The following is a 21,980-nucleotide window of genomic DNA, read 5'->3' as shown; positions in this document are numbered from 1 at the left end:
AGTGCTGGAGGGGAGGGATGCGAGCGATCTTGTGGCGACGGTTTTTTGTCACTTGAGTGCTTCGAGATCGTTACGCATCGCTCACAGGCAACGTTGTTGCGAACAGGGATCCGATGCCATTGATTGCAGAGGGATTTTCCCGAAATCGTAAACAGCGCCGTGAGCGACTGGCTGGGCGAGATCGTTGCCGGGGCCACGGCTTACTCAAGTAAACCGGCACCCGGAACACGATCCGCCAGACAACCCGCTCGGGCCATGAGCACGTTCTTCGCGCAATCAAGGTGCCGACAGCGGTTGGCGGCGGAGGAAGTGCACATGGCAACGCTCATCGGAATCGTCAGTAAGGTCATCGGTCAGGTGTTCGCGGTTGCGAGCGACGGCACCCGGCGTGCTTTGGTCGAGGGGGACCGGCTGTTCGCTGGCGACCGACTGAGCACCGGCGCTGAAGGCGCGGTGGCGGTACATCTGCAAAATGGCCAGGAACTGACCCTCGGGCGCGACAGCAGCATGCAGATGACGCCGCAGTTGCTCGCCAATCAGATTCCCCATATCGACTCACCCGAAGCGATGACACCGAGCGAAGCGCAACTGACCGATGTCGAGCAGCTGCAAAAAGCCATTGCGGCGGGCGACGACCCGACCCAAACCGCTGAAGCCACCGCTGCCGGGCCTGCCACGACTACCGGAGTACCGGGCGGCATCCCGGGCAGTGGCCATAGTTTTGTCATGCTCGAAGAAGTGGGCGGGCGAGTCGATCCGGTCATCGGCTTCCCCACTGTTGGGTTCAATGGCATTCCCGAATTTCCCGAAGAACGACTTAACGTAAATCCGGACATCGCTGTAGCGGACGAAGCCCCTGTGGTGCCGCCGCAGGTGCCGAACAATCCGGTCACCTTCGTCGACCTGTCGGAGCAGAACGGCGAGCGGACTGTCAATGAAGCCAACCTGGCCGACGGTTCGGCGAGGAACGAAGTTTCGCTGACGCGAAGCGGCACCTTCACCATCAATGCGCCAGACGGGCTGACCAGCCTCAGCATCGGCGCAATCAACTTGATCAGCGGCGGTGTGGCGGCAGGTTTTCCGCAATCGATCACCTCACCTCTGGGCAGTACCTTGACCATCACCGGTTACGACCCGGCCACGGGCGTGGTCAGTTACAGCTACACCCTCAACCGTGCCGAAACCCACGCAAGCGGCGAGGGTGCCAATAGTCTTGCCGAACACGTCACCGTGGTGGCCAGCGACAGCAATGGCGACAGCGTTACCGGTACGCTGGATATCAGCATCATCGACGACGTGCCGCAAGCAGTCGATGACAACAATGGCACCGCCTCGGAAACCCTGCTCACGCTCAACGGCAACGTGCTGAGCAACGACGTGCAAGGCGCTGACCGCGTGACGCTCGGCGAAAACGCCGGCCCGATCACTCCCGGTACCTTCACCGGCACCTACGGCACCCTGGTGCTGAATGCCAACGGCACTTACACCTACACCCTCAACACCAGCGATGCCGACTTCAAGGCGTTGCACGGCGGCGGCAATGGCACCGAAACCTTCACCTATACGCTGACAGACGCCGATGGCGACACCAGTACCGCCAACCTGGTACTGCAGATCCACAACAACGATGACCCGATCACGATTGGTGGTTTGAATACTGAGGGCGGTGAGTTGACCGTCTTCGAGAAAAACCTCAGCGACGGCAGCAACCCGGATACACCGGCCCTGACCCAGAGCGGTACTTTCACCGTCACTGCACTCGACGGCGTGACGACCCTGACTGTCGGCGGCATCGCCGTGGTCACCGCTGGCGTGGCCGCCGGCTTCCCGCAATCGATCACCACCCCGCTGGGCAGCACCCTGACCATCACCGGGTTCAACGCGGCGACCGGCGTGGTCAGCTACAGCTACACGCTGGTCGATAACGAAGCCCACCCAACCGCCGCCGGCGCCAATACATTGCCCGAGCAGTTCTCCGTGACCGTGGTCGACGACAACGGCACCACTGCCACCGGTTCTCTCGACGTGAACATCGTCGACGACCTGCCCAACGCCGTGGGCGACAGCAATGGCACCGCCTCGGAAACCCTGCTCACGCTCAACGGCAACGTGCTGAGCAACGACGTGCAAGGCGCTGACCGCGTGACGCTCGGCGAAAACGCCGGCCCGATCACTCCCGGTACCTTCACCGGCACCTACGGCACCCTGGTGCTGAATGCCAACGGCACTTACACCTACACCCTCAACACCAGCGATGCCGACTTCCAGGCGTTGCACGGTGGAGGCAATGGCACGGAAACCTTCGCCTATACGCTGACAGACGCCGATGGCGACACCAGCACCGCCAACCTGGTGCTGCAAATCCACAACAACGATGACCCGATCACGATTGGCGGTTTGAATACTGAGGGCGGTGAGTTGACCGTTTTCGAGAAAAACCTCGGCGACGGCAGCGCACCGGATGCCACTGCCCTGACCCAGAACGGCACCTTCACTGTCACCGCCCTCGACGGTGTAACCACCCTGACCGTCGGCGGCATTGCCGTGGTCACCGCTGGCGTGGCCGCCGGTTTCCCGCAATCGATCACCACTCCATTGGGCAGCACCCTGACCATCACCGGGTTCAATGCGGTAACCGGCGTGGTCAGTTACAGCTACACGCTGGTCGATAACGAAGCCCACCCAACTGCCAACGGCGCCAACACATTGCCCGAGCAGTTCGCCGTGACCGTGGTCGACGACAACGGCACCACTGCCACCGGTTCACTGGACGTGAACATCGTTGACGACCTGCCCAGCGCCGTGGGCGACAACAATGGCACCGCCTCGGAAACCCTGCTGACGCTCAACGGCAACGTGCTGAGCAACGACGTGCAAGGCGCAGACCGCGTGCCGCTCGGCGAAAACGCCGGCCCGATCACCCCCGGCACCTTCACCGGCACCTACGGCACTTTGGTGCTGAATGCCAACGGCACTTACACCTACACCCTCAACACCAGCGATGCCGACTTCCAGGCGTTGCACGGCGGCGGCAATGGCACGGAAACCTTCGCCTATACGCTGACAGACGCCGATGGCGACAGCAGCACCGCCAACCTGGTGCTGCAAATCCACAACAACGATGACCCGATCACGATTGGCGGTTTGAATACTGAGGGCGGTGAGTTGACCGTCTTCGAGAAAAACCTCAGCGACGGCAGCAACCCGGATACACCGGCCCTGACCCAGGACGGTACCTTCACCGTCACCGCGCTGGATGGCGTAACCACCCTGACCGTGGGCGGCATCGCCGTAGTCACCGCTGGCGTGGCCGCCGGCTTCCCGCAATCGATCACTACGCCGCTGGGCAGCACCCTGACCATCACCGGGTTCAATGCGGTAACCGGCGTGGTCAGCTACAGCTACACGCTGGTCGATAACGAAGCCCACCCAACTGCCAACGGCGCCAACACATTGCCCGAGCAGTTCTCCGTGACTGTGGTCGACGACAACGGCACCACTGCTACCGGTTCACTCGACGTGAACATCGTCGACGACCTGCCCAACGGTGTGAACGACAGCAACGCCAATATCGCCTCGGAAACCCAGCTGACCCTCAACGGCAACGTGCTGAGCAACGACGTGCAGGGCGCGGACCGGGTGACGCTCGGCGAAAACGCCGGCCCGATCACCCCCGGTACCTTCACCGGCACCTACGGCACCCTGGTGCTGAATGCCAATGGCACATACACCTACACCCTCAACACTAGCGATGCCGATTTCAAAGCCCTGCACGGCGGTGGCGACGGCACCGAAACCTTCACCTACACAATCACCGATTCGGACGGCGACAGCAGCACCGCCAACCTGGTGCTCAACGTCTACAACAACAACGATCCGGTGACCCTCAACGGCCTCAACGTGTATGGCGGTGAGCTGACGGTCTACGAAAAAAATCTCGGCGACGGCAGCAACCCCAACGCATCGGCCCTGACCCAGAGCGGTACTTTCACCGTCACCGCACTGGACGGCGTAACGACCCTGACCGTGGGCGGCATCACTGTCGTCAGCGGTGGTGTGGCCGCAGGCTTCCCGCAAACCGCCGTCACGCCGTTGGGCAGCACCTTGACCATTACCGGGTTCAACGCCGCCACTGGCGTGGTGAGTTACAGCTACACCCTGAACGACAATGAAGCGCACCCGACCGCCAACGGCGCCAACAGCCTGACCGAGAACTTCAACGTCGTCGCTACCGACAGCGATGGCGACAGTGCAACCGGGCAGATCAACGTCAACATCGTCGATGACTTGCCGAAGGGCGTGGACGACAGCAATGCATCAACGGCTTCGGAAACCCTGCTGACCCTCAACGGCAACGTGCTGACCAACGACGTGCAAGGCGCCGACCGCGTGCCGCTCGGCGAAAACGCCGGCCCGATTACTCCCGGTACCTTCACCGGCACCTACGGCACTCTGGTGCTGAATGCCAACGGCACTTACACCTACACCCTCAACACCAGCGATGCCGACTTCAAAGCCCTGCACGGTGGTGGCGACGGCACCGAAACCTTCACCTACACAATCACCGATTCGGACGGCGACAGCCGTACCGCCTACCTGGTGCTCAACGTCTCCAACAACGACAATCCGGTGACCCTCGACGGCCTCAACGTGTATGGCGGTGAGCTGACGGTCTACGAAAAAAATCTCGGCGACGGCAGCAACCCCAACGCGTCGGCCCTGACCCAGAGCGGCACCTTCACCGTCACTGCACTCGACGGTGTAACGACCCTGACTGTCGGCGGCATCGCCGTGGTCACCGCTGGCGTGGCCGCCGGCTTCCCGCAATCGATCACCACCCCGCTGGGCAGCACCCTGACCATTACCGGGTTCAACGCGGCGACCGGGGTAATCAGCTACAGCTACACCTTGAACGATAACGAGGCGCACCCAACCGCCAACGGTGCCAACACCCTGCCTGAGCAGTTCGCTGTGACCGTGGTCGATGACAACGGCACGACCGCCACGGGGAGCCTCGACGTGAACATCGTCGACGACCTGCCGAAAGGCGTGGACGACAGCAATGCATCAACGGCTTCGGAAACCCTGCTGACCCTCAACGGCAACGTGCTGACCAACGACGTGCAAGGCGCCGACCGCGTGCCGCTAGGCGAAAACGCCGGCCCGATTACTCCTGGTACCTTCACCGGCACCTACGGCACCCTGGTGCTGAATGCCAACGGCACTTACACCTACACCCTCAACACCAGCGATGCCGACTTCAAAGCCCTGCACGGTGGTGGCGACGGCACCGAAACCTTCACCTACACAATCACCGATTCGGACGGCGACAGCCGTACTGCCTACCTGGTGCTCAACGTCTCCAACAACGACAATCCGGTGACCCTCGACGGCCTCAACGTGTATGGCGGTGAGCTGACGGTCTACGAAAAAAATCTCGGCGACGGCAGCAACCCCAACGCGTCGGCCCTGACCCAGAGCGGTACTTTCACCGTCACTGCACTCGACGGCGTGACGACCCTGACTGTCGGCGGCATCGCCGTGGTCACCGCTGGCGTGGCCGCCGGCTTCCCGCAAACCGCCGTCACGCCGTTGGGCAGCACCCTGACCATCACCGGGTTCAACGCGGCGACCGGCGTGGTGAGCTACAGCTACACCCTGAACGATAACGAAGCGCACCCAACCGCCAACGGTGCCAACACCCTGCCTGAGCAGTTCGCGGTGACTGTGGTCGACGACAACGGCACCACTGCCACCGGTTCTCTCGACGTGAACATCGTCGACGACCTGCCGAAAGGCGTGTACGACAGCAATGCATCAACGGCTTCGGAAACCCTGCTGACCCTCAACGGCAACGTGCTGAGCAACGACGTGCAAGGCGCGGACCGCGTGACGATCGGCGAAAACGCCGGACCCATCACCCCCGGCACCTTCACCGGCACCTACGGCACCCTGGTACTGAATGCCAACGGCACTTACACCTACACCCTGAACACCAGCGATGCCGACTTCCAGGCATTGCACGGCGGTGGCGACGGCACCGAAACCTTCACCTACACAATCACCGATTCGGACGGCGACAGCAGCACCGCCAACCTGGTGCTCAACGTCTACAACAACGACGATCCGGTGACCCTCGACGGCCTCAACGTGTATGGCGGTGAGCTGACGGTCTACGAAAAAAATCTCGGCGACGGCAGCAACCCCAACGCATCGGCCCTGACCCAGAGCGGCACCTTCACCGTCACCGCACTGGACGGCGTAACGACCCTGACCGTGGGCGGCATCACTGTCGTCAGCGGAGGCGTGGCCGCCGGTTTCCCGCAAACGGCCGTTACGCTACTGGGCAGCACCCTGACCATCACCGATTACAACCCGGCGACCGGGGTAATCAGCTACAGCTACACCCTCAACGATAACGAAGCCCATCCAACCGCCAACGGCGCCAACAGCCTGACCGAGAACTTCAACGTCGTCGCTACCGACAGCAATGGCGACACGGCGACCGGGCAGATCAACGTCAACATCATCGATGACTTGCCGAGCGCCAAACCTGACTCGTCGTCGGTAGTGGAGGGCGGCACCGTCAACATCAGTGTGCTGGGCAATGACGCCAGCGGCGCCGATGGTCCGGCGACGGTGGTCGGCGTGCGTGCCGGCGGCAACACCTCGACCTCGGCCGTCGGCGGACTGGGTAACCAGATCAACGGCACCTATGGCTACCTGACCCTCGATGCCAACGGCAACGCGGTGTATCACAGCAACCAGGATTCCGTCGGCGATCCGGGCGCCACTGACACGTTCACCTACACCGTGCGTGATGCCGATGGCGATGAAAGCACCACCACCATCACCATCGACGTCGCCAGCAGCACGATCAAGGCCAACCCCGATAGCGACGTGACGGTCTACGAAAAAGCCCTCGACCTGAGCAAGGACGGGCTGGACCTGGTCGCCGGTACGGTCACCGGCAGCGACCCGGGCAACACTGGCGAAACCGCGTCCGGGACCCTGGTCGGTTCGGTCTCGGGTGCCAGCGGCGCGCTCACCTACACCCTGGTCGGCAGCGCGACAGGCACCTACGGAAAGATCCTGATCAATCCCGACGGCAGCTATACCTACACCCTGACCTCGGCTCCGAAAACCTTGCCGAATGCCAACGACGGGCCGAACAGCCTGAGTGAAAGCTTCACCTACAAAGCGACCGATGCGCTGGGCAACAGCAGCACCAGCACCATCGTGGTCAACATTGTCGATGACGTGCCCAAGGCGGTGGCAACGGATCGCTCGGTGGCGGCGGTGGAAATCGATTCCAACCTGCTGATCGTGCTCGACGTCTCCGGCAGCATGGCGGACCCATCCGGCGTGTCGGGCCTGTCGCGCCTGGCCCTGGCCAAGCAGGCCATCAGTGCCTTGCTGGATAAATACGATGACCTCGGCGATGTGAAAGTGCAGCTCGTCACCTTCAGCAGCAGCGCTACCGACATGACCTCTGTGTGGGTCGATGTCGCGACCGCCAAGACGCTGCTGGCCAGCCTCACCGCGAACGGCGGGACCAACTACGACGCGGCCGTGGTGACCATGCAGGCCGCGTTCAACACCTCGGGCAAACTGACCGGTGCGCAAAACGTCGGCTACTTCTTCTCCGACGGCAAGCCCACCACCGGCCAGGAAATCGGCACCGCCGACGAAACCGCGCTGAAAGCCTTCCTCGATGCCAACAACATCAAGAACTACGCGATCGGCCTGGGCAGTGGCGTGAGCAACGCCAACCTCGATCCGCTGGCCTACGACGGCATCAGCCACACCAACACCAATGCGGTGGTGGTCACTGACCTCAACCAACTCAACTCGGTGCTGTCCGGCACCGTGGTCGGCTCACCGGTCACCGGTTCGTTGCTGGGTGAGGGCGGCACGTTCGGCGCTGATGGCGGTTTCATCAAATCCATCGTGGTCGACGGCACTACCTACACTTACGATCCAAACGCCCTCAGCGGCCAGGGTTCGTTGACGTCAAGCGGTGGCACCAACCACGGCACCTTCAACACCGTGAACAACACGGTGAGCATCGCCACCAACAACGGCGGCACGTTGGTGATCAACCTTGACACTGGCGATTACAACTACACCTCGCAGAAAACCACTGCGGTGGTGATCACCGAGAACATCGGTTTCACCGCCAGCGACAACGATGGCGACCTCGCCAGCTCGACGCTGACCGTGAAAGTGATCCCCAACGCGCCTCCGGTGGCGGTGGACGACCACGTCATCACCAACGTGCTCTCGGGCACCATCGTGGTGCCGGGCGAACTGTTGCTGGCCAACGACACCGACCCCAATGGCGACCAACTTTCGGCGACACCGACCTCGTTCAACACCGGCTGGGTCGTGAAAGGCGCGGACTTCACCGGCACCGGCGCGATCAGCTTCGCCGGCGAAAACAACAACCCCGGCAACCAGAATCTGGCCAACGTGCGCAACGCCTTTGCGGCCAACGCGGCGACCATGACGGCGCTGCTGGTGGTCAGTGGCTATCTTGGCGCAGCGAACAACTCCAATGGCAACAATGAAGACTTCATCACGGTCAAGCTGAATCAAGGAGAGACACTCAACCTCAATCACAACCTGGATGCCGGGCACATCACGATGGAGTATTCGCTCAACGGTGGGGCGTTCGTAAGCATCGCCGATGGTGACACCATCACCGCAGGCGCCGATGGCACTTACCAGATCCACGTGACCAACATCGCCAACTCCAGTGGCGGCAATAAGAATGGGGCAGAAAATTACGAACTGACCATGTCCGTCAACTACGCCGGAGCACACGAAGTCACTACGGACTACCACGGCACCTACACCGCCAACGACAACCACGGCGGCAGCGACTCGGCCAACCTGACCATCAGCTATCAGGACGGCCATACCCTCACCGGTACCAGCGGGGATGACGTACTGGTGGCGGGCGCGGGCAACAACATCATCAATGCCGGCGACGGCAACGATGTGCTCACTGCCGGTTCCGGCAACAACGAGCTGCATGGTGGCGCCGGCAATGATCTGCTCTTCAGCGGCCAGGGCAATGACATCCTTGATGGCGGCACGGGTATCGACACGGCCAGTTACGCCCACGCCACGGCTGGGGTGACGGTCGGCCTCAGCCTGTCGGGTGGGCAAAACACTCTCGGTGCCGGCACTGACACCCTGACCGGTATCGAAAACCTCATCGGCTCGAATTTCAACGACACCCTGACCGGCGACAACACTAACAACACGATCAATGGCGGCCTTGGCAACGACATCCTCAGCGGCGGGAGCGGCGATGACTTGCTGATTGGTGGCCTGGGCAATAACACCCTGACCGGAGGGGCGGGGGGCGATACCTTCCAGTGGTTCAAGGGCAACAGTGGCCATGACGTGATCACTGACTTCACGCCCGGCACCGACAAACTCGACCTGTCGCAACTGCTGCAAGGGGAAAGCGGCACCACGGCTTCGCTGGATGATTACCTGCACTTCACCGTCACCGGCAGCGGGCCGTCGACAGTGACCAGCATCGACGTCAGCGCCATGGCCGGTGCCGCGCCGAACCAGACCATTGACCTGGCCGGCGTCGACCTCGCCAGTCAATACGGTGTAACGCCAGGCGCGGGTGGGGTGATCGCGGGTGGGCATGACACGGGGACCATTATTAACGGCATGCTCAACGATCATTCGTTGAAGGTGGATACCGTGTGACCTGAAAACCCGCTAAAGAACCCGCCATCCCTGTGAAGGGGAGGCGGGTTCTTTGTTGCCCGGGACAATGGTCGATGCCCGGTCAGTGGTTAGAAAACCTGGGCGCCCCGATCAATCGACCCATGGCCCCGAATATTCCCAACTCACTGATGACCTCCAGTTCCCCACGTGTCTCGACCATTTCCGCAATCAGCGGCAAATCTATGCTGTGGGTCGCGCGAAAGATCGCGTCGATGAACAGCCGTTTGTCAGGCTGCTCGTCGATGTTGCGAATGTAGGCTCCATCGATTTTCAGGTACGCCAAGCCCAATTGGGTCAGGTTGCCGATCTGGCTGAAGCGCCCGCCAAAGTGTTGCAGGCCGACTCGATAACCGGTCTTGAGCAATGTGCTGCAAAGGTTCTGCAGCACTTCGGGGGATGGCAACTGGCGCTCGTCGATTTCCAGGGTCAACAGCGGCGCCAGTTCGGGAAGGGATTCGAGCAGGTCGAGAATTGTTCGCCATTGCACCGGGTCGCGCAGGGTGCTCCCGGACAGGCTCAATGCCAAGGGGCTGCGGTTGACCACCAGCTCGTCCAGCGTGGCTTCGAGCATCGCCAGGTCGAACCGTCCCGACCAGCCGAGACGCTCGATCCACGGCAGGAAATGCCCTGCGGCAATCGCTTCGCCCTGCGGGTCGAGCAGGCGTGCGAGTACTTTGTGATGCAGCATCTGGCGGGTGTCGGCGCATTGCACGACGGGCTGAAAGTACAGCTGCACTTTGCCATGGGTCAGGGCGTCGTCGATCCAGGTGCGCCAGTCGTGCTGGGAGTGATTGGGTGCCGTGTCACGATGGCTCAAATGAACCCAGGGGCGTTCGGGATGCTGCCGGGACTCCGTCAGCGCCTGATCAAGGCGCAGGAGAACGGTGCTGATCGGCTCACCGGGGCGGTAGGCGACAACGCCCAGATGGGCGACCGGCATGCAATCGCTGGCGCCGGTCAGGCGCAGGTTCTCCAGGCTGACGCTGACATCGGCGGCCAGGCGCGCGGCACTTTCAGCATCCAGACCCGGTGTCAGCAGGCTGAATTCGCCGCCACGGTTGCGCGCCGCCAGCCAGGTTCGACGCTCCGGCAATTGAGTCAGGCGCTTGAGCAATTCGCCGACGGCAGTGATCAGCGCATCAGTCCGTTGGCCACCCAGGCGCTGGTTGAGGCCGTTCAGGTCGTTGATTCGCAACATCAGCAAATGGCCGTCACGGCTCTGTTCGCACACGCGTAAATGGTCGGCCAGTTGCTCGTCGAGCAGGCGTCGGTTGGCCAGGCCGGTGAGGCTGTCCAGATAGGATTCGGCCCGCAGTTTTTCGCTGCGTGCAGCCTCCTCGACGAACAGCGCCTTGAGCTTCTCGACCATCTGGTTCATCGCCAGCACGACCCGTTTCAATTCCGGTGTGCGCGGCAGTTTCGGCAGACTGAGAAACTCGCGTTTGCTGATGGCCTCGGCTTGTCGGACCATGCTGTCGAGTGGGCGAAATTGCCGGCGCAGCATCCATCCTCCAATCACGGCGCTGAACAGCCCGCACAGTAGCAGCCAGATCAGGCTGCCAAGGGTGCTTTCCCAGAGCTTGGCCAGGGCGAATTGCGGATTGCTCAGCACTTCGACCCGTGCCAGTTGTTCCCAGCCGCGCATGATCAGGGCGTCGCCGCCTTCCGGGCGCAGGTCGACCAGGTTGACGAACCAGTCAGGCACACCGTCGATTTTTGTCGGTGCGGAGCGTTGCACCAGGGTTTGCTGATCCTTGAGCCTGATGACGCGGATGCTGCTGAAATAGCCGCTGTCGAAAATCGAACTGACCATCAGTTCCATCATTGCCGGGTCATCGACCTGTGCCGTCAGCGACAGCCCCAGCGCGGTGGCCGCGTCCTGGGCGTGGGCGCGCAGTTGGCTGAGCGTTTGTTCGCGGGAGCTTTCCAGGCTGGCAAAAAAACTGCCGCTGAACGCCACCAGCAGGAACAGGCAGATTGCCAGGAACAACTGTTTACGCAGTGTCATGCTTCGCTCCTTGCCAAGGCGGTTAGCCGTCGCCGATGTCGAACCCTTCGGCCTGCATCTTTTTCAACACGTCCTGCCAGCGCGACAGCTTTTTCGAGTCGCTGCTGCGCTGGCCGCCGTTTTTACCCGGCAGGTACAGGCCTTCGGCATTGAAGGCGTACACCGGCAGCAAGTCTTTGCGTTGGGAGGCGGGGCGGATATCGCCGATCAGGTTGTCCAGCACCAGTGGTTCGCTTGTGGGGGTGCTGTAGAACGTCAACACCATGTGCGCCTGGTTCTGGCTCAAGGCCTTGACGTAGGTGATGCGCAGTTTTTCGCTGGGAATACCAAGCCGGCGCAGGCTGAAATACTTCGCCAGAGCATAGTCCTCGCAATCGGCGGCGCCCTTGATCAGGGCTTCGACGGGCGTGGCCCAGTAATCGGTCTGTTGCCAGATGCGCGTGTCGTCCTGGAAGTTCAGCTGTTGATCGAAGAAGCGGTTCACCGCGTTGAGCTGCTCGCGTTCGGGGGCGCCGCGTGCACTTTGCAGCATTTGACTCCAGGCCTCGATCCGACCTCGCGCCGGTCCAAGGGGGCCGTAGCGTTTTTCAACGGTTTGCAGGATCTGCGCGAAATCCCAGTCGGCCCGGAGCCCGTTGCATACAGTCAGTACCAAACCAGCCAGCAGCAACCAGCCGCCGAGCCGAAGTCGGAGCGTTGGCCATCCTGGACTACGCAGTCTGCGGGCCATGTCTGGCTGCTCGAGTGTAGGTTTGTGAAGTTTAGGTGGAGTTTTTGCCGGGGCAGGGCAGGTCGTCGGCCGAAGGACGCTCACTGAGTTTTTTGTGGCGAGGGGGCTTGTCGGAACGCCGCACCGCCCCGTTCGGTGGCGAAGCCGCCGTGAACCTGTGAGCGCGATCTATCTGGTGATCTGCGGTGAATGGCTTTAGGGCTGCTGCGCAACCCAACGGGGGCAAGCCCCCTCGCCACAATGGTCGCGGGAAATTTCAGGATTTGCGCAGGGTTTTCTGCTTGAGGATGTAAATCGTCACCAGCACCGCACTAGTCAGCATGAAACACCGTGCCCAGTACAGCGGCACCAGGTAGCAGGAGAACAGGATACTCGGCCACATCAGGCCAATGGCGTAGACCTTGCCCTTGAGCGGAATGCCGTTGCCGTTGAGGTAATCGCGAATCCACGGGCCAAGCCGTGGATGCTCGACCAGCCATTGATAAAAGCGCGGCGAACTGCGGGCGAAGCAGGCGGCCGCCAGCAGCAGGAAAGGGGTGGTGGGCAATACCGGCAGGAAAATCCCGATCACCCCCAGCGCCACGCTTAGCCAGCCGATGGCCAGCAGCACGTAGCGCAACATCAGGGGGCGGTTGCCTATGGGGTTGTCCATAGGCAGAACCTTAGTGGTGGCGGGGCTTGAGAATCGCCGGTTTTTCGTCTGGCGCGTTGCACAGCAGGTACAGCGCGGTCAGGGCCTCCGGGATCTGTACGATCATGTCGTCCATCAGGTTGGCATCTTTGGCGATGTCTTCGAACTCCGGCTGCTCGTCGAACAGGCCCGAACCGACCATGATCGGCAGCAGCATTTCGCTGACTTCGTCTTCGGCGCTTTCGAACCAGGCCGCTTCGCGCAGGAATACGCCTTCCATGAAGCCGATGCACCAGCCGCGCAGGTCGGAATCGTCCGGCTCGTCGCCCAGGTCCAGGTCGCATGGCAGTTCGAATTCTTCATCGGAGGCCAGCTGGCGAGCGATGTGGGCCTTGAGGCCGATCAGGGTGGCTTCGATCTCTTCGCGCTGGGCTTCGCTGCTGTAATGCGGCTCCTCGGCGAAAAGTGCATCGATCCACTCACGATCAGGAACGACTTCGGAACAGATCGACAGCGCGGTGAGGTAGCCGTGGGCGGCCACGTAGTCCAGCGCCTCGTCATGCAGTTCATCAGCGTCGAGGAAGACTTGCAGGCGGGTTAGTTGCTCAGCGAAGGACATTAAAGGACTACCTTGGGGAATGTTCGATGCGGGAATTCTAGGCCTTCTTGAGCACTTGGGCCAGCCGCACGGCATATTTGCCCGTTTGTGGGAGCTGCTTCCCTTGCAGTTCGGTCAAGCGCTACCCCTGTGGGAGCGAGCTTGCTCGCGATAGCGGTGGTTCAGGCGAAATCAATGTTGACTGTGATGGCCTCATCGCGAGCAAGCTCGCTCCCACAGTTTTTATGTACATCGGGTTTGTCGGTGTCTTCTCAGCGGTGCCCTTTGCCGGACGGGGCTCGGGTATACTCGCGCGTTTTGTGATGCCCTGCTGGCGTCACGGCTGAAATGTGAAGCGTCATGCAATGCGCACTTACGATTTATCGGTGCAGCGTCGCGGGTTCTGAACCAGCCTTGCAGGGATGTTTCGGTGATTTTTGGAGTTTTTATGCTCGAACAGGCTCAACGCGTCCTCAAGGACATCTTCGGCTACGACAGTTTCCGTGGCCGCCAGGGTGCAATCATTGAGCGCGTGGCCAGCGGCGGCGATGCCCTGGTCCTGATGCCTACCGGCGGCGGCAAGTCCCTGTGCTTCCAGGTTCCGGCGCTGTTGCGCGAAGGCCTGGCCGTGGTGGTCTCGCCGCTGATCGCACTGATGGACGATCAGGTCGCTACCCTCGAAGAACTGGGCGTGGCCGCCGCCGCGTTGAACTCCACCCTCAGTGCCGAGCAGCAACGCGACCTCGCCGCCCGTATCCGCCGCGGTGAAGTGAAAATGCTCTATCTGGCGCCGGAACGCCTGGTCCAGCCGCGTATGTTGTCCTTCCTGCAGGGCCTGGACATCTCCCTGTTCGCCATCGACGAAGCGCACTGCGTGTCGCAATGGGGTCACGATTTCCGCCCGGAATACCTGCAACTGGGCCAGTTGGCGGAAATGTTCCCCGACGTGCCGCGCATCGCCCTGACCGCCACGGCCGACAAGCGCACCCGGGAAGAAATCGTCACCCGGCTGCACCTGCAAGACGCCGAGCGCTTCCTGTCGAGCTTCGACCGGCCGAACATCTTTTATCGCATCGTGCCCAAGGAACAGCCGCGCAAGCAGTTGCTGGCGTTCCTCGCCGAGCGCCGTAGCGATGCGGGCATCGTGTATTGCCTGTCGCGCAAGAAAGTCGAGGAAGTCGCCGCGTTCCTCAGCGAGCAAGGCTTCCCGGCGTTGCCGTACCACGCCGGGCTACCCAATGATCTGCGGGCCTACCATCAGAAGCGCTTCCTCAATGAGGAAGGCCTGATCATGGTCGCGACGGTGGCGTTCGGCATGGGCATCGACAAGCCCAACGTGCGTTTTGTCGCGCACCTCGATTTGCCGAAATCCCTTGAGGCCTATTACCAGGAAACCGGTCGTGGTGGCCGTGACGGTCTGCCGGCGGATGCCTGGATGGCCTACGGCCTGCAAGACGTGGTGATGCTCAAGCAGATGCTGCAGAACTCCGAAGGCGACGAACGCCACAAGCGTCTGGAGCAGCACAAGCTCGACGCCATGCTCTCGCTCTGTGAAGAAACCCGCTGCCGTCGACAAACGCTGCTGGCCTACTTCGACGAAGACATGCCCGAGCCCTGCGGTCATTGCGACAACTGCGTCGACGGCGTGCAGACCTGGGATGCCACGGAGCCTGCGCGTCAGGCGCTGTCGGCGATCTACCGCACCGGTCAGCGCTACGGCGTCGGGCACCTGGTGGATGTATTGCTGGGCAAGGACAACGAGAAGGTCCGCAGCTTCGGCCATCAGCACCTGTCGGTGTATGGTGTTGGCAAGACGATGGCGGAGGGCGAATGGCGCTCGTTGTTCCGCCAACTGGTGGCCCGTGGTCTGGCGGACATCGACCTCGAAGGCTACGGTGGCCTGCGCCTGAGCGACAGCTGCCGGCCGCTGCTTAAGGGTGAAGTGACCCTGGAACTGCGCCGCGATCTCAAGGCGCAAACCGTGGCGAAAAGCAGCAAGAGCCAGGCGAGCCAGCTGGTCCGTGGCGAGGAGCGCGAACAATGGGAAGCCTTGCGCGCCCTGCGTCGCAAGCTCGCCGAAGAACATGGCGTGCCGCCGTATGTCATCTTCCCCGACTCGACCTTGCTGGAGATGCTGCGCAGCCAGCCGACCTCGCTGGCGGAAATGGCCACGGTCAGTGGTGTCGGCGCGCGCAAGCTGGAGCGTTACGGCGAGGCCTTCCTCGAAGTGCTCGGCGGCCAGGTCGAGGCGCCGAAACCGGTGGCCGACGTACGTCACGAACTGATCACGCTGGCGCGGGCCGGGATGACGCCGGTGCAGATCGCCGGTCAATTGCAGTGCTCGGAAAAGAACGTCTACACCATGCTGGCCGAAGCGATCGGCAAGCAGCAGTTGTCGTTGGAGCAGGCGCTGGATCTGCCTGAAGACCTGATGGGTGAAGTCCAGGACGCCTTCCTCGACGGCGAAGGCGAGTTGCCGCCGGTTTCCGAGATCGCCGCGCTGTTCGCGGGCCGGGTGCCGGAAGGGGTGTTGTACTGCGTTCGCGCTGCCTTGCAGTCGGAGTTCGAGATTTGAGACATCCGTAGTGCTGATGTAACGATTCACTACAGATCAAGCCTTGCCTCAAGTCGAGGCTCATGCTTAGCTGACTAATAATTAGTTTTTATTTATTTCAGTCTAATCATGAGTGTTTTATGCCGTTAACCGATCAACACCGCTTTGGCATGCAATTGGCCCAGATGTCCCGTGGCTGGCGTGCCGAACTGGACCGCCGACTGGCGGGCATGGGCTTGTCCCAGGCACGCTGGCTGGTGCTGCTGCACCTGGCCCGTTTCGAAGAAGCACCGACCCAGCGTGAGCTGGCACAAAGCGTCGGCGTCGAAGGTCCGACCCTGGCCCGTTTACTCGACAGCCTGGAAAGCCAGGGCCTGGTGCAACGCCAGGCAGTGCTGGAAGACCGTCGGGCGAAGAAAATCGTGCTCTGCGCGCCAGCGCGTCCCCTGATCGAACAAATTGAAACCATTGCCACGCAACTGCGTCACGAACTGTTCGAAGGCGTCGATGAGGCGGATTTGAAGGTGTGCATGCGGGTTCACGGGCACATCCTGGGCAACCTTGAAAAGTCTTGAGGCATAACCGAACGCCAGGTTTTTGAGAGACCGCATTGGACAGACTATAAGAACTACTCGGCAATATCGTGTTCGTAACGGATGTACGAACCCGTGCGGATGGTTTCTGTAGATCTCAAGGATGCTCATGCTCAAGTGTTGGCGATTGGTTTTACGCGGTGGTTCTCTGTGGTTGCTGGCCGGGGCCGCGGTCACTTATTCGGCATGGGCACCTGCGCTGGGCCTGGGTGAAATCACCCTGCATTCGGCGCTGAATCAACCGCTGCGTGCCGATATCGCACTGGTGGATGCTGCTGGCGTGGAGGAAAACCAGCTGTCAGTGAGCCTGGCAACGGCAGACGAGTTCAGCCGTGCCGGGGTCGACCGGGCGTTTTTCCTCAGCAACCTGAAGTTCACCCCGGTGTTGCGCGGTAATCGCAGCGTGATACAGGTGACCTCCAACAAACCGGTGAGTGAGCCGTTCCTGAATTTCCTCGTGCAGCTCAATCAGCCTAATGGGCGATTGCTGCGTGAGTACACGTTACTGATCGATCCGCCGGGTGCGCCTGGGGTTGTTCCCGCCGCTGATGAAGCGGCATCCGGTTCCCCGGTGTCCGCATTCCCCCGTGTTAAACCGGTCGTGGCGCCGTCACCCGTGGCCAGGACGACGCCAGAAACGGACGCCGCAGTGGTTGATCCCGCTGTCGAACAACTGGCCGCCAGCGCCCTGCAAAACCACCAGTTGCAAACCACTGTCGATGAGCTCAACGCGAAGCTTCAAGGCCAGGATGAGCTGATCGCCGGCCAGAAAAAACATTTGGCCGAGCTGCAAACCCAACTCGCGGAGCTCCAGAAGGTAAAGGCCCAACCGGTTGCTTCCGACGTGGCGACGCCAGCCCCTGTTGTTGCTGAAACCCCCGGGATTGGCTGGCTGCCGATTGCCGGTTTGTCGGCGCTGACAGCGTTGCTGGCGCTGGGCTGGTTTGTTCGCCGCCAGCAGCATCAAGCCACAGCGTCAGAGGCGCTGCCGTCGCAGCATGAACCGCTGGCTGAGCTCTTTACCGAGCCAGTGATGTGGCCCTCCGTCATGCAACCATCCACTGTGCATCGCGACGGGGTGCCGGCCAACGAAGAGCTTGAGCGGGTCGATAGCCATCATTCCGTCCCGGTTGCTGTTGCCATGGCGGTGGTTCCGGGTTTGGCGGTATCCGGCGAATCCGCTACTGACGATGAGTACCGGCTCAACCTGGAGGAGCTGTCCATGGCTTCGAGTTGGGACGTGATCAGCCTGACCGGGAACCCGCAGCCGGCGGCTCTGGCCATGATCGAGCCTGAGTTCGAGTTGGAGATGCAACCCGTTGCGCCGTCTCGACAGCCTCCGGTCGGGCTATCATAGCGGCGTCGTCAAACTCTGGAGTCAGGTCCCACCATGACCGTCAACAAACCGGAAATCATCATCACCTACTGCACGCAATGCCAATGGCTGTTGCGTGCGGCCTGGCTGGCCCAGGAACTGCTCAGCACCTTTGGTGATGACCTGGGCAAAGTCTCCCTGGTGCCAGGCACCGGCGGGGTCTTTCATATCTACTGTGACGCCGTGCAGATCTGGGAGCGCAAGGCGGACGGTGGCTTCCCCGAGGCCAAAGTGCTCAAGCAGCGGGTCCGCGACCAGATCGACCCGGACCGCGACCTGGGGCACAACGACCGCACTCAGTGAGATGTGGCCTCGGCTGCAATGGCTTTCTTGCTTGTGCCACTTGAGAATCGGCTGGAGACCACAATCGCCACAATGATCAGCGCACCCCCCAGCAACATGCGCAGGGTCGGGTTTTCGTTGAACAGCAGCCAGGCGACGGTGATGCCGTAGACCGGCTCCAGGGCAAACACCACGGCGGCAGTGCGGGCCTTGATCACCGCGAGGCTGGCGACGAACAGGCTGTGGGCGACACCGGTACAGAACACACCGAGCAGACCGATCCACAGCCAGTCGATGGCGCGCACTTCGCTCAATTGAGGCGCCGCCACCGGCAGCAGGCACAGGGCAACCACCACGTTCTGGCACAGTGCCGCCTGTACCGGCGGAACTCGCCCGGAGCTGGCACGGTTGGTCAGTGACAGCAGGGCGAACAGCAATCCGGAACCCACGGCCCACAGCAGGCCGGTGGTGGCGCCGCTGGCGAGGTCAAAATCGGGCGTGACCAGCACCAGGCCGACACTCACCAGCAGCACCAACACGATCTCATTGGCGCGAATGCGCTCGCGAAAGATCAATCCTTCGAGGATCACGGTAAAGGCCGGGAAACTGGCGAAACCGAGCGTCGCAATCGCCACGCCTGCGACTTTTACCGCAATGAAGAAGCTCACCCAGTGTCCGGCCAGCAACAAGCCGCTGAGCAACAACCGACGCCAGTCCATGGCCTCGAGTTTCTGCCAGCGCGTCTGGCTGGCGAACCGTGCAAAAAACGCCAGCGCGAGCACGGCGAAAGCGGCACGGCCGAAAACGATGATCGCCGGGGACGCAGCGGCCAGTTTGCCGAACACACCGGTCAGGCCGAACATCAATGCGCCTATATGCAAGGCGCCAAGGGCGGTACGGGGAGTCATTGCAATCCTTAACGACAAACGAACAGAGGCCTCATTGAAGCGCGTAATGGCCCATCAAGTCTGTCGGCAAACTCGCGTTATTTGTCGCCAGCCTCGCGCCGCAGTTTTCCGGGGGATGCCCCGAACTCGCGCAGCACCGCCGCCGCGAAGGCACTCTGGGAGCTGTAGCCGACGCGGCTGGCAATCTCGCCGATGGGCAACGCCGAATTGCGCAGCAAGCCCACCGCGATGTGCAGGCGTCGGCTGCGGATGTAGTCCATCGGCGTCTGCCCGCATTCGGCCACGAACCGCGCATGCAAACGGGCACTGGAAAGACCGGCGACCCGGGCCAGGTCGGCCACTTGCAACGGGTACGCCGCGTACTGATCGATGTGTGCGTTCAGCGCCGCATAGGGCAGGCGCCGACCGCCGACGGCCTCGGGCCTGGCGTTGTTGAGACTGGCCAGCAAAAGCACCGCGCCTTGTTGAGCGATCAGCGGATCATCGACCGGACTGTTCGCCAGCCAACTGACCAATTGGCTTTGCCCGGCGTCCAGGGGCAGGCGCCCGGCGTTGTCCAGCAGGCGACGGCTGGACTCGGCGTGATCGCCCAACGACTGGGCAACCCATTGTTCGCTGGGGACATCCAGCACCAGGCAACGGCTGCCATTGGTGCTGCCACACGCGTGATGCGCTCCGGAGGGCACCACCACGAAACTCTGCTGTACCACCTGGCTGCCACGGCCGTCGACCTCGAAATCCAGGGCGCCCGAGAGCCCGAACACCAGTTGCGCGTGTTCGTGGCTATGGACGATCAGGTCGTGGCTGTATTGGCGAAGCGTGAGGATCGGTCTCATCGCGGGTCTCCCGGTTCAGGGCGTCAGTCTACACCGAGCGGGCCAACAAGCGCTGTCACAGGACTGACTTGACGCTGTCATGGACCATTAACCGGGCCGGGGCAGACTTGGCAAAACTTGTCAGAGGGTTGCCCATGACCAGCGCCGAGCTCGCCAAACCCACCCGTAAGCAACGCGTACGGACTTTATGGATTTCCGACGTGCATTTGGGCACCCGGGATTGCCAGGCTGAACACCTGTCGCAGTTTCTCAAGAGCTACCACGCAGACAAGATCTACCTGGTCGGCGACATCATCGACGGCTGGAAACTGCGCGGCGGCATGTACTGGCCGCAAGCGCACACCAACGTCATCCGCCGCCTGTTGACCATGAGCAAGCGTGGCACCGAGGTGATCTACGTCACCGGCAACCACGACGAATTCCTGCGCCGCTATTCGAAGCTGATCCTGGGCAACATCCAGTTGGTCGACGAAGCCGTGCACGTCACCGCCGACGGCCGGCACCTGCTGGTGATACACGGCGACCAGTTCGATGTGATCACCCGTTACCATCGCTGGCTGGCGTTTCTCGGTGACTCGGCCTACGAATTCACCCTGACCCTCAACCGCTGGCTCAATCATTGGCGCGCGCGATATGGCTACGGCTACTGGTCGCTGTCGGCCTACCTCAAGCACAAGGTGAAAACCGCGGTCAGCTTCATCAGCGACTTCGAAGAAGCCATCGCCCATGAATGCGTCAAGCGCGAGCTGCACGGAGTGGTGTGCGGGCACATTCACCATGCCGAGATTCGCAAGGTCGGCGAGGTGGACTACCTCAATTGCGGCGACTGGGTGGAATCGTGCACCGCGCTGATCGAGCACTGGGATGGCTCGATCGAGTTGTATCGCCTGGCGGATGCCCAGGCGCGCGAGGCACAGATGAAGGCGGGCAGGGTTGCGGAGTTGGCCTGATAATCATTCGGTGTTTGTACTGGCCTCTTCGCGGGCAAGCCCGCTCCCACAGGGTTAACTGGCGGTCACAAGTGCTGCGTTCACCTTCGCCCATTGTGGGAGCGGGCTTGCCCGCGAATGGAGCGCGAAGCGGTCCCGCTGGATCTGTCAGGCTGGCGAATGTTCTTCCATCGCCGCCTTGTAGATCGAATTCCTGGGGTGCGCAAACAGGCGCTCCATCATCGGCTCGAAAAAGCTCAACGGCAGCGTGTCGTACGCCGGATCAAACGCCGCCGCATCGTATTTGGCGCAGAACTCGACGGTCGCCTGGTACTGCGGATGGTCCTTGAATTGCTCGCGCAAGTGCCGATCCATACCCAAGTGATGGAAGAAGTAGTAGCCCTGGAAAATCCCGTGCTTTTCCACCATCCACAAGTTCTCGGTGCTGACGAACGGCTTGAGGATCGCCGCCGCGATGTCCGGGTGATTGTAGGTGCCCAGGGTGTCGCCGATATCGTGGAGCAGGGCGCAGACCACGTACTCCTCGTCGCGACCATCGCGCCAGGCGCGGGTGGCGGTTTGCAGGGAGTGGGTCAGGCGATCCACCGGGAACCCGCCAAAATCCCCCTCCAGCAACTTCAGGTGCGCCACGATCCTTGTCGGCAATTGTCGCGCGTAGGCACTGAAGTCCGCGGCGATGATCGCCCAGTCTTCCTGTGTGCCGTCCTTCATGTGGGTGAAGCGGGCATTGGCATTCATCGGTAACTCTCTTGTGACGCA

Annotated in this window: 13 protein-coding genes; 6 read left to right on the top strand and 7 right to left on the bottom strand. The window is 61.8% G+C overall.

Annotation, left to right across the window (positions count from 1 at the left end; genetic code table 11):
- Positions 1 to 315 precede the first annotated feature (315 nt).
- On the top strand, positions 316 to 9,735 hold the full coding sequence (locus tag J4D25_RS07805; protein ID WP_057715953.1) for a retention module-containing protein: 9,420 nt from the start codon (positions 316 to 318) through the stop codon (positions 9,733 to 9,735).
- Positions 9,736 to 9,817: 82 nt separating this feature from the next.
- Here J4D25_RS07805 and lapD read toward each other — a convergent pair whose 3' ends face one another.
- From lapD to J4D25_RS07785, 4 genes are all read right to left on the bottom strand, one after another.
- Positions 9,818 to 11,764 carry a cyclic di-GMP receptor LapD gene (lapD, locus tag J4D25_RS07800; RefSeq protein ID WP_057715952.1) on the bottom strand — a complete coding sequence of 649 codons (1,947 nt, stop codon included), beginning with the start codon at positions 11,762 to 11,764 and terminating at the stop codon, positions 9,818 to 9,820.
- A 22-nt stretch (positions 11,765 to 11,786) separates the two neighbouring features.
- On the bottom strand, positions 11,787 to 12,494 hold the full coding sequence (lapG, locus tag J4D25_RS07795) for a cysteine protease LapG (RefSeq protein ID WP_057715951.1): 708 nt from the start codon (positions 12,492 to 12,494) through the stop codon (positions 11,787 to 11,789).
- A gap of 256 nt (positions 12,495 to 12,750) precedes the next feature.
- A complete protein-coding gene (locus J4D25_RS07790) occupies positions 12,751 to 13,146 on the bottom strand; it encodes a YbaN family protein (protein ID WP_057715950.1) in 396 nt (131 codons plus the stop codon).
- A gap of 10 nt (positions 13,147 to 13,156) precedes the next feature.
- Positions 13,157 to 13,744, bottom strand: coding sequence for a YecA family protein (locus tag J4D25_RS07785; protein WP_057715949.1), 588 nt, complete (start codon positions 13,742 to 13,744; stop codon positions 13,157 to 13,159).
- Positions 13,745 to 14,171: 427 nt separating this feature from the next.
- Between J4D25_RS07785 and recQ the strand changes: the two genes are divergently transcribed.
- From recQ to J4D25_RS07765, 4 genes are all read left to right on the top strand, one after another.
- Positions 14,172 to 16,298, top strand: coding sequence for a DNA helicase RecQ (recQ, locus tag J4D25_RS07780; RefSeq protein ID WP_057715948.1), 2,127 nt, complete (start codon positions 14,172 to 14,174; stop codon positions 16,296 to 16,298).
- A 119-nt stretch (positions 16,299 to 16,417) separates the two neighbouring features.
- Complete coding sequence (locus tag J4D25_RS07775) at positions 16,418 to 16,852, top strand: MarR family transcriptional regulator (RefSeq protein WP_007984163.1); 435 nt, start codon at positions 16,418 to 16,420, stop codon at positions 16,850 to 16,852.
- A 127-nt stretch (positions 16,853 to 16,979) separates the two neighbouring features.
- Positions 16,980 to 18,227 (top strand): FimV family protein, encoded by a 1,248-nt coding sequence (locus tag J4D25_RS07770; protein WP_057715947.1) that lies wholly within the window; start codon positions 16,980 to 16,982, stop codon positions 18,225 to 18,227.
- A gap of 33 nt (positions 18,228 to 18,260) precedes the next feature.
- A complete protein-coding gene (locus J4D25_RS07765; RefSeq protein WP_057715946.1) occupies positions 18,261 to 18,548 on the top strand; it encodes a SelT/SelW/SelH family protein in 288 nt (95 codons plus the stop codon).
- Here J4D25_RS07765 and J4D25_RS07760 read toward each other — a convergent pair.
- Positions 18,542 to 19,435: a DMT family transporter gene (locus tag J4D25_RS07760; protein ID WP_057715945.1), complete on the bottom strand. Its 894-nt coding sequence runs from the start codon at positions 19,433 to 19,435 to the stop codon at positions 18,542 to 18,544. The genes J4D25_RS07765 and J4D25_RS07760 overlap by 7 nt on opposite strands.
- 77 nt (positions 19,436 to 19,512) lie before the next feature.
- Positions 19,513 to 20,271 carry an AraC family transcriptional regulator gene (locus tag J4D25_RS07755; protein WP_057715944.1) on the bottom strand — a complete coding sequence of 253 codons (759 nt, stop codon included), beginning with the start codon at positions 20,269 to 20,271 and terminating at the stop codon, positions 19,513 to 19,515.
- A 134-nt stretch (positions 20,272 to 20,405) separates the two neighbouring features.
- Between J4D25_RS07755 and J4D25_RS07750 the strand changes: the two genes are divergently transcribed.
- Complete coding sequence (locus J4D25_RS07750; protein WP_057715943.1) at positions 20,406 to 21,221, top strand: UDP-2,3-diacylglucosamine diphosphatase; 816 nt, start codon at positions 20,406 to 20,408, stop codon at positions 21,219 to 21,221.
- Positions 21,222 to 21,368: 147 nt separating this feature from the next.
- Here J4D25_RS07750 and J4D25_RS07745 read toward each other — a convergent pair whose 3' ends face one another.
- Positions 21,369 to 21,959, bottom strand: a complete 591-nt coding sequence (locus J4D25_RS07745; RefSeq protein WP_057715942.1) for an HD domain-containing protein — start codon at positions 21,957 to 21,959, stop codon at positions 21,369 to 21,371.
- Positions 21,960 to 21,980: the final 21 nt, after the last annotated feature.

It is taken from the genome of Pseudomonas sp. GW456-L13, assembly GCF_017350115.1.
In the GTDB taxonomy this organism is placed as follows: domain Bacteria; phylum Pseudomonadota; class Gammaproteobacteria; order Pseudomonadales; family Pseudomonadaceae; genus Aquipseudomonas; species Aquipseudomonas jessenii.
Note: the sequence above shows the minus strand (reverse complement) of the source record. Positions and strands in the feature narration are given on the sequence as shown.

Coding starts and splice junctions, on each gene's coding strand:
- J4D25_RS07805 (WP_057715953.1), top strand. CDS start 316: ATGGCAACGCTCATCGGAATCGTCAGTAAGGTCATCGGTCAGGTGTTC.
- lapG (WP_057715951.1), bottom strand. CDS start 12,494: ATGGCCCGCAGACTGCGTAGTCCAGGATGGCCAACGCTCCGACTTCGG.
- J4D25_RS07770 (WP_057715947.1), top strand. CDS start 16,980: ATGCTCAAGTGTTGGCGATTGGTTTTACGCGGTGGTTCTCTGTGGTTG.
- J4D25_RS07765 (WP_057715946.1), top strand. CDS start 18,261: ATGACCGTCAACAAACCGGAAATCATCATCACCTACTGCACGCAATGC.
- J4D25_RS07750 (WP_057715943.1), top strand. CDS start 20,406: ATGACCAGCGCCGAGCTCGCCAAACCCACCCGTAAGCAACGCGTACGG.
- lapD (WP_057715952.1), bottom strand. CDS start 11,764: ATGACACTGCGTAAACAGTTGTTCCTGGCAATCTGCCTGTTCCTGCTG.
- J4D25_RS07745 (WP_057715942.1), bottom strand. CDS start 21,959: ATGAATGCCAATGCCCGCTTCACCCACATGAAGGACGGCACACAGGAA.
- J4D25_RS07785 (WP_057715949.1), bottom strand. CDS start 13,744: ATGTCCTTCGCTGAGCAACTAACCCGCCTGCAAGTCTTCCTCGACGCT.
- J4D25_RS07760 (WP_057715945.1), bottom strand. CDS start 19,435: ATGACTCCCCGTACCGCCCTTGGCGCCTTGCATATAGGCGCATTGATG.
- J4D25_RS07790 (WP_057715950.1), bottom strand. CDS start 13,146: ATGGACAACCCCATAGGCAACCGCCCCCTGATGTTGCGCTACGTGCTG.
- J4D25_RS07775 (WP_007984163.1), top strand. CDS start 16,418: ATGCCGTTAACCGATCAACACCGCTTTGGCATGCAATTGGCCCAGATG.
- recQ (WP_057715948.1), top strand. CDS start 14,172: ATGCTCGAACAGGCTCAACGCGTCCTCAAGGACATCTTCGGCTACGAC.
- J4D25_RS07755 (WP_057715944.1), bottom strand. CDS start 20,271: ATGAGACCGATCCTCACGCTTCGCCAATACAGCCACGACCTGATCGTC.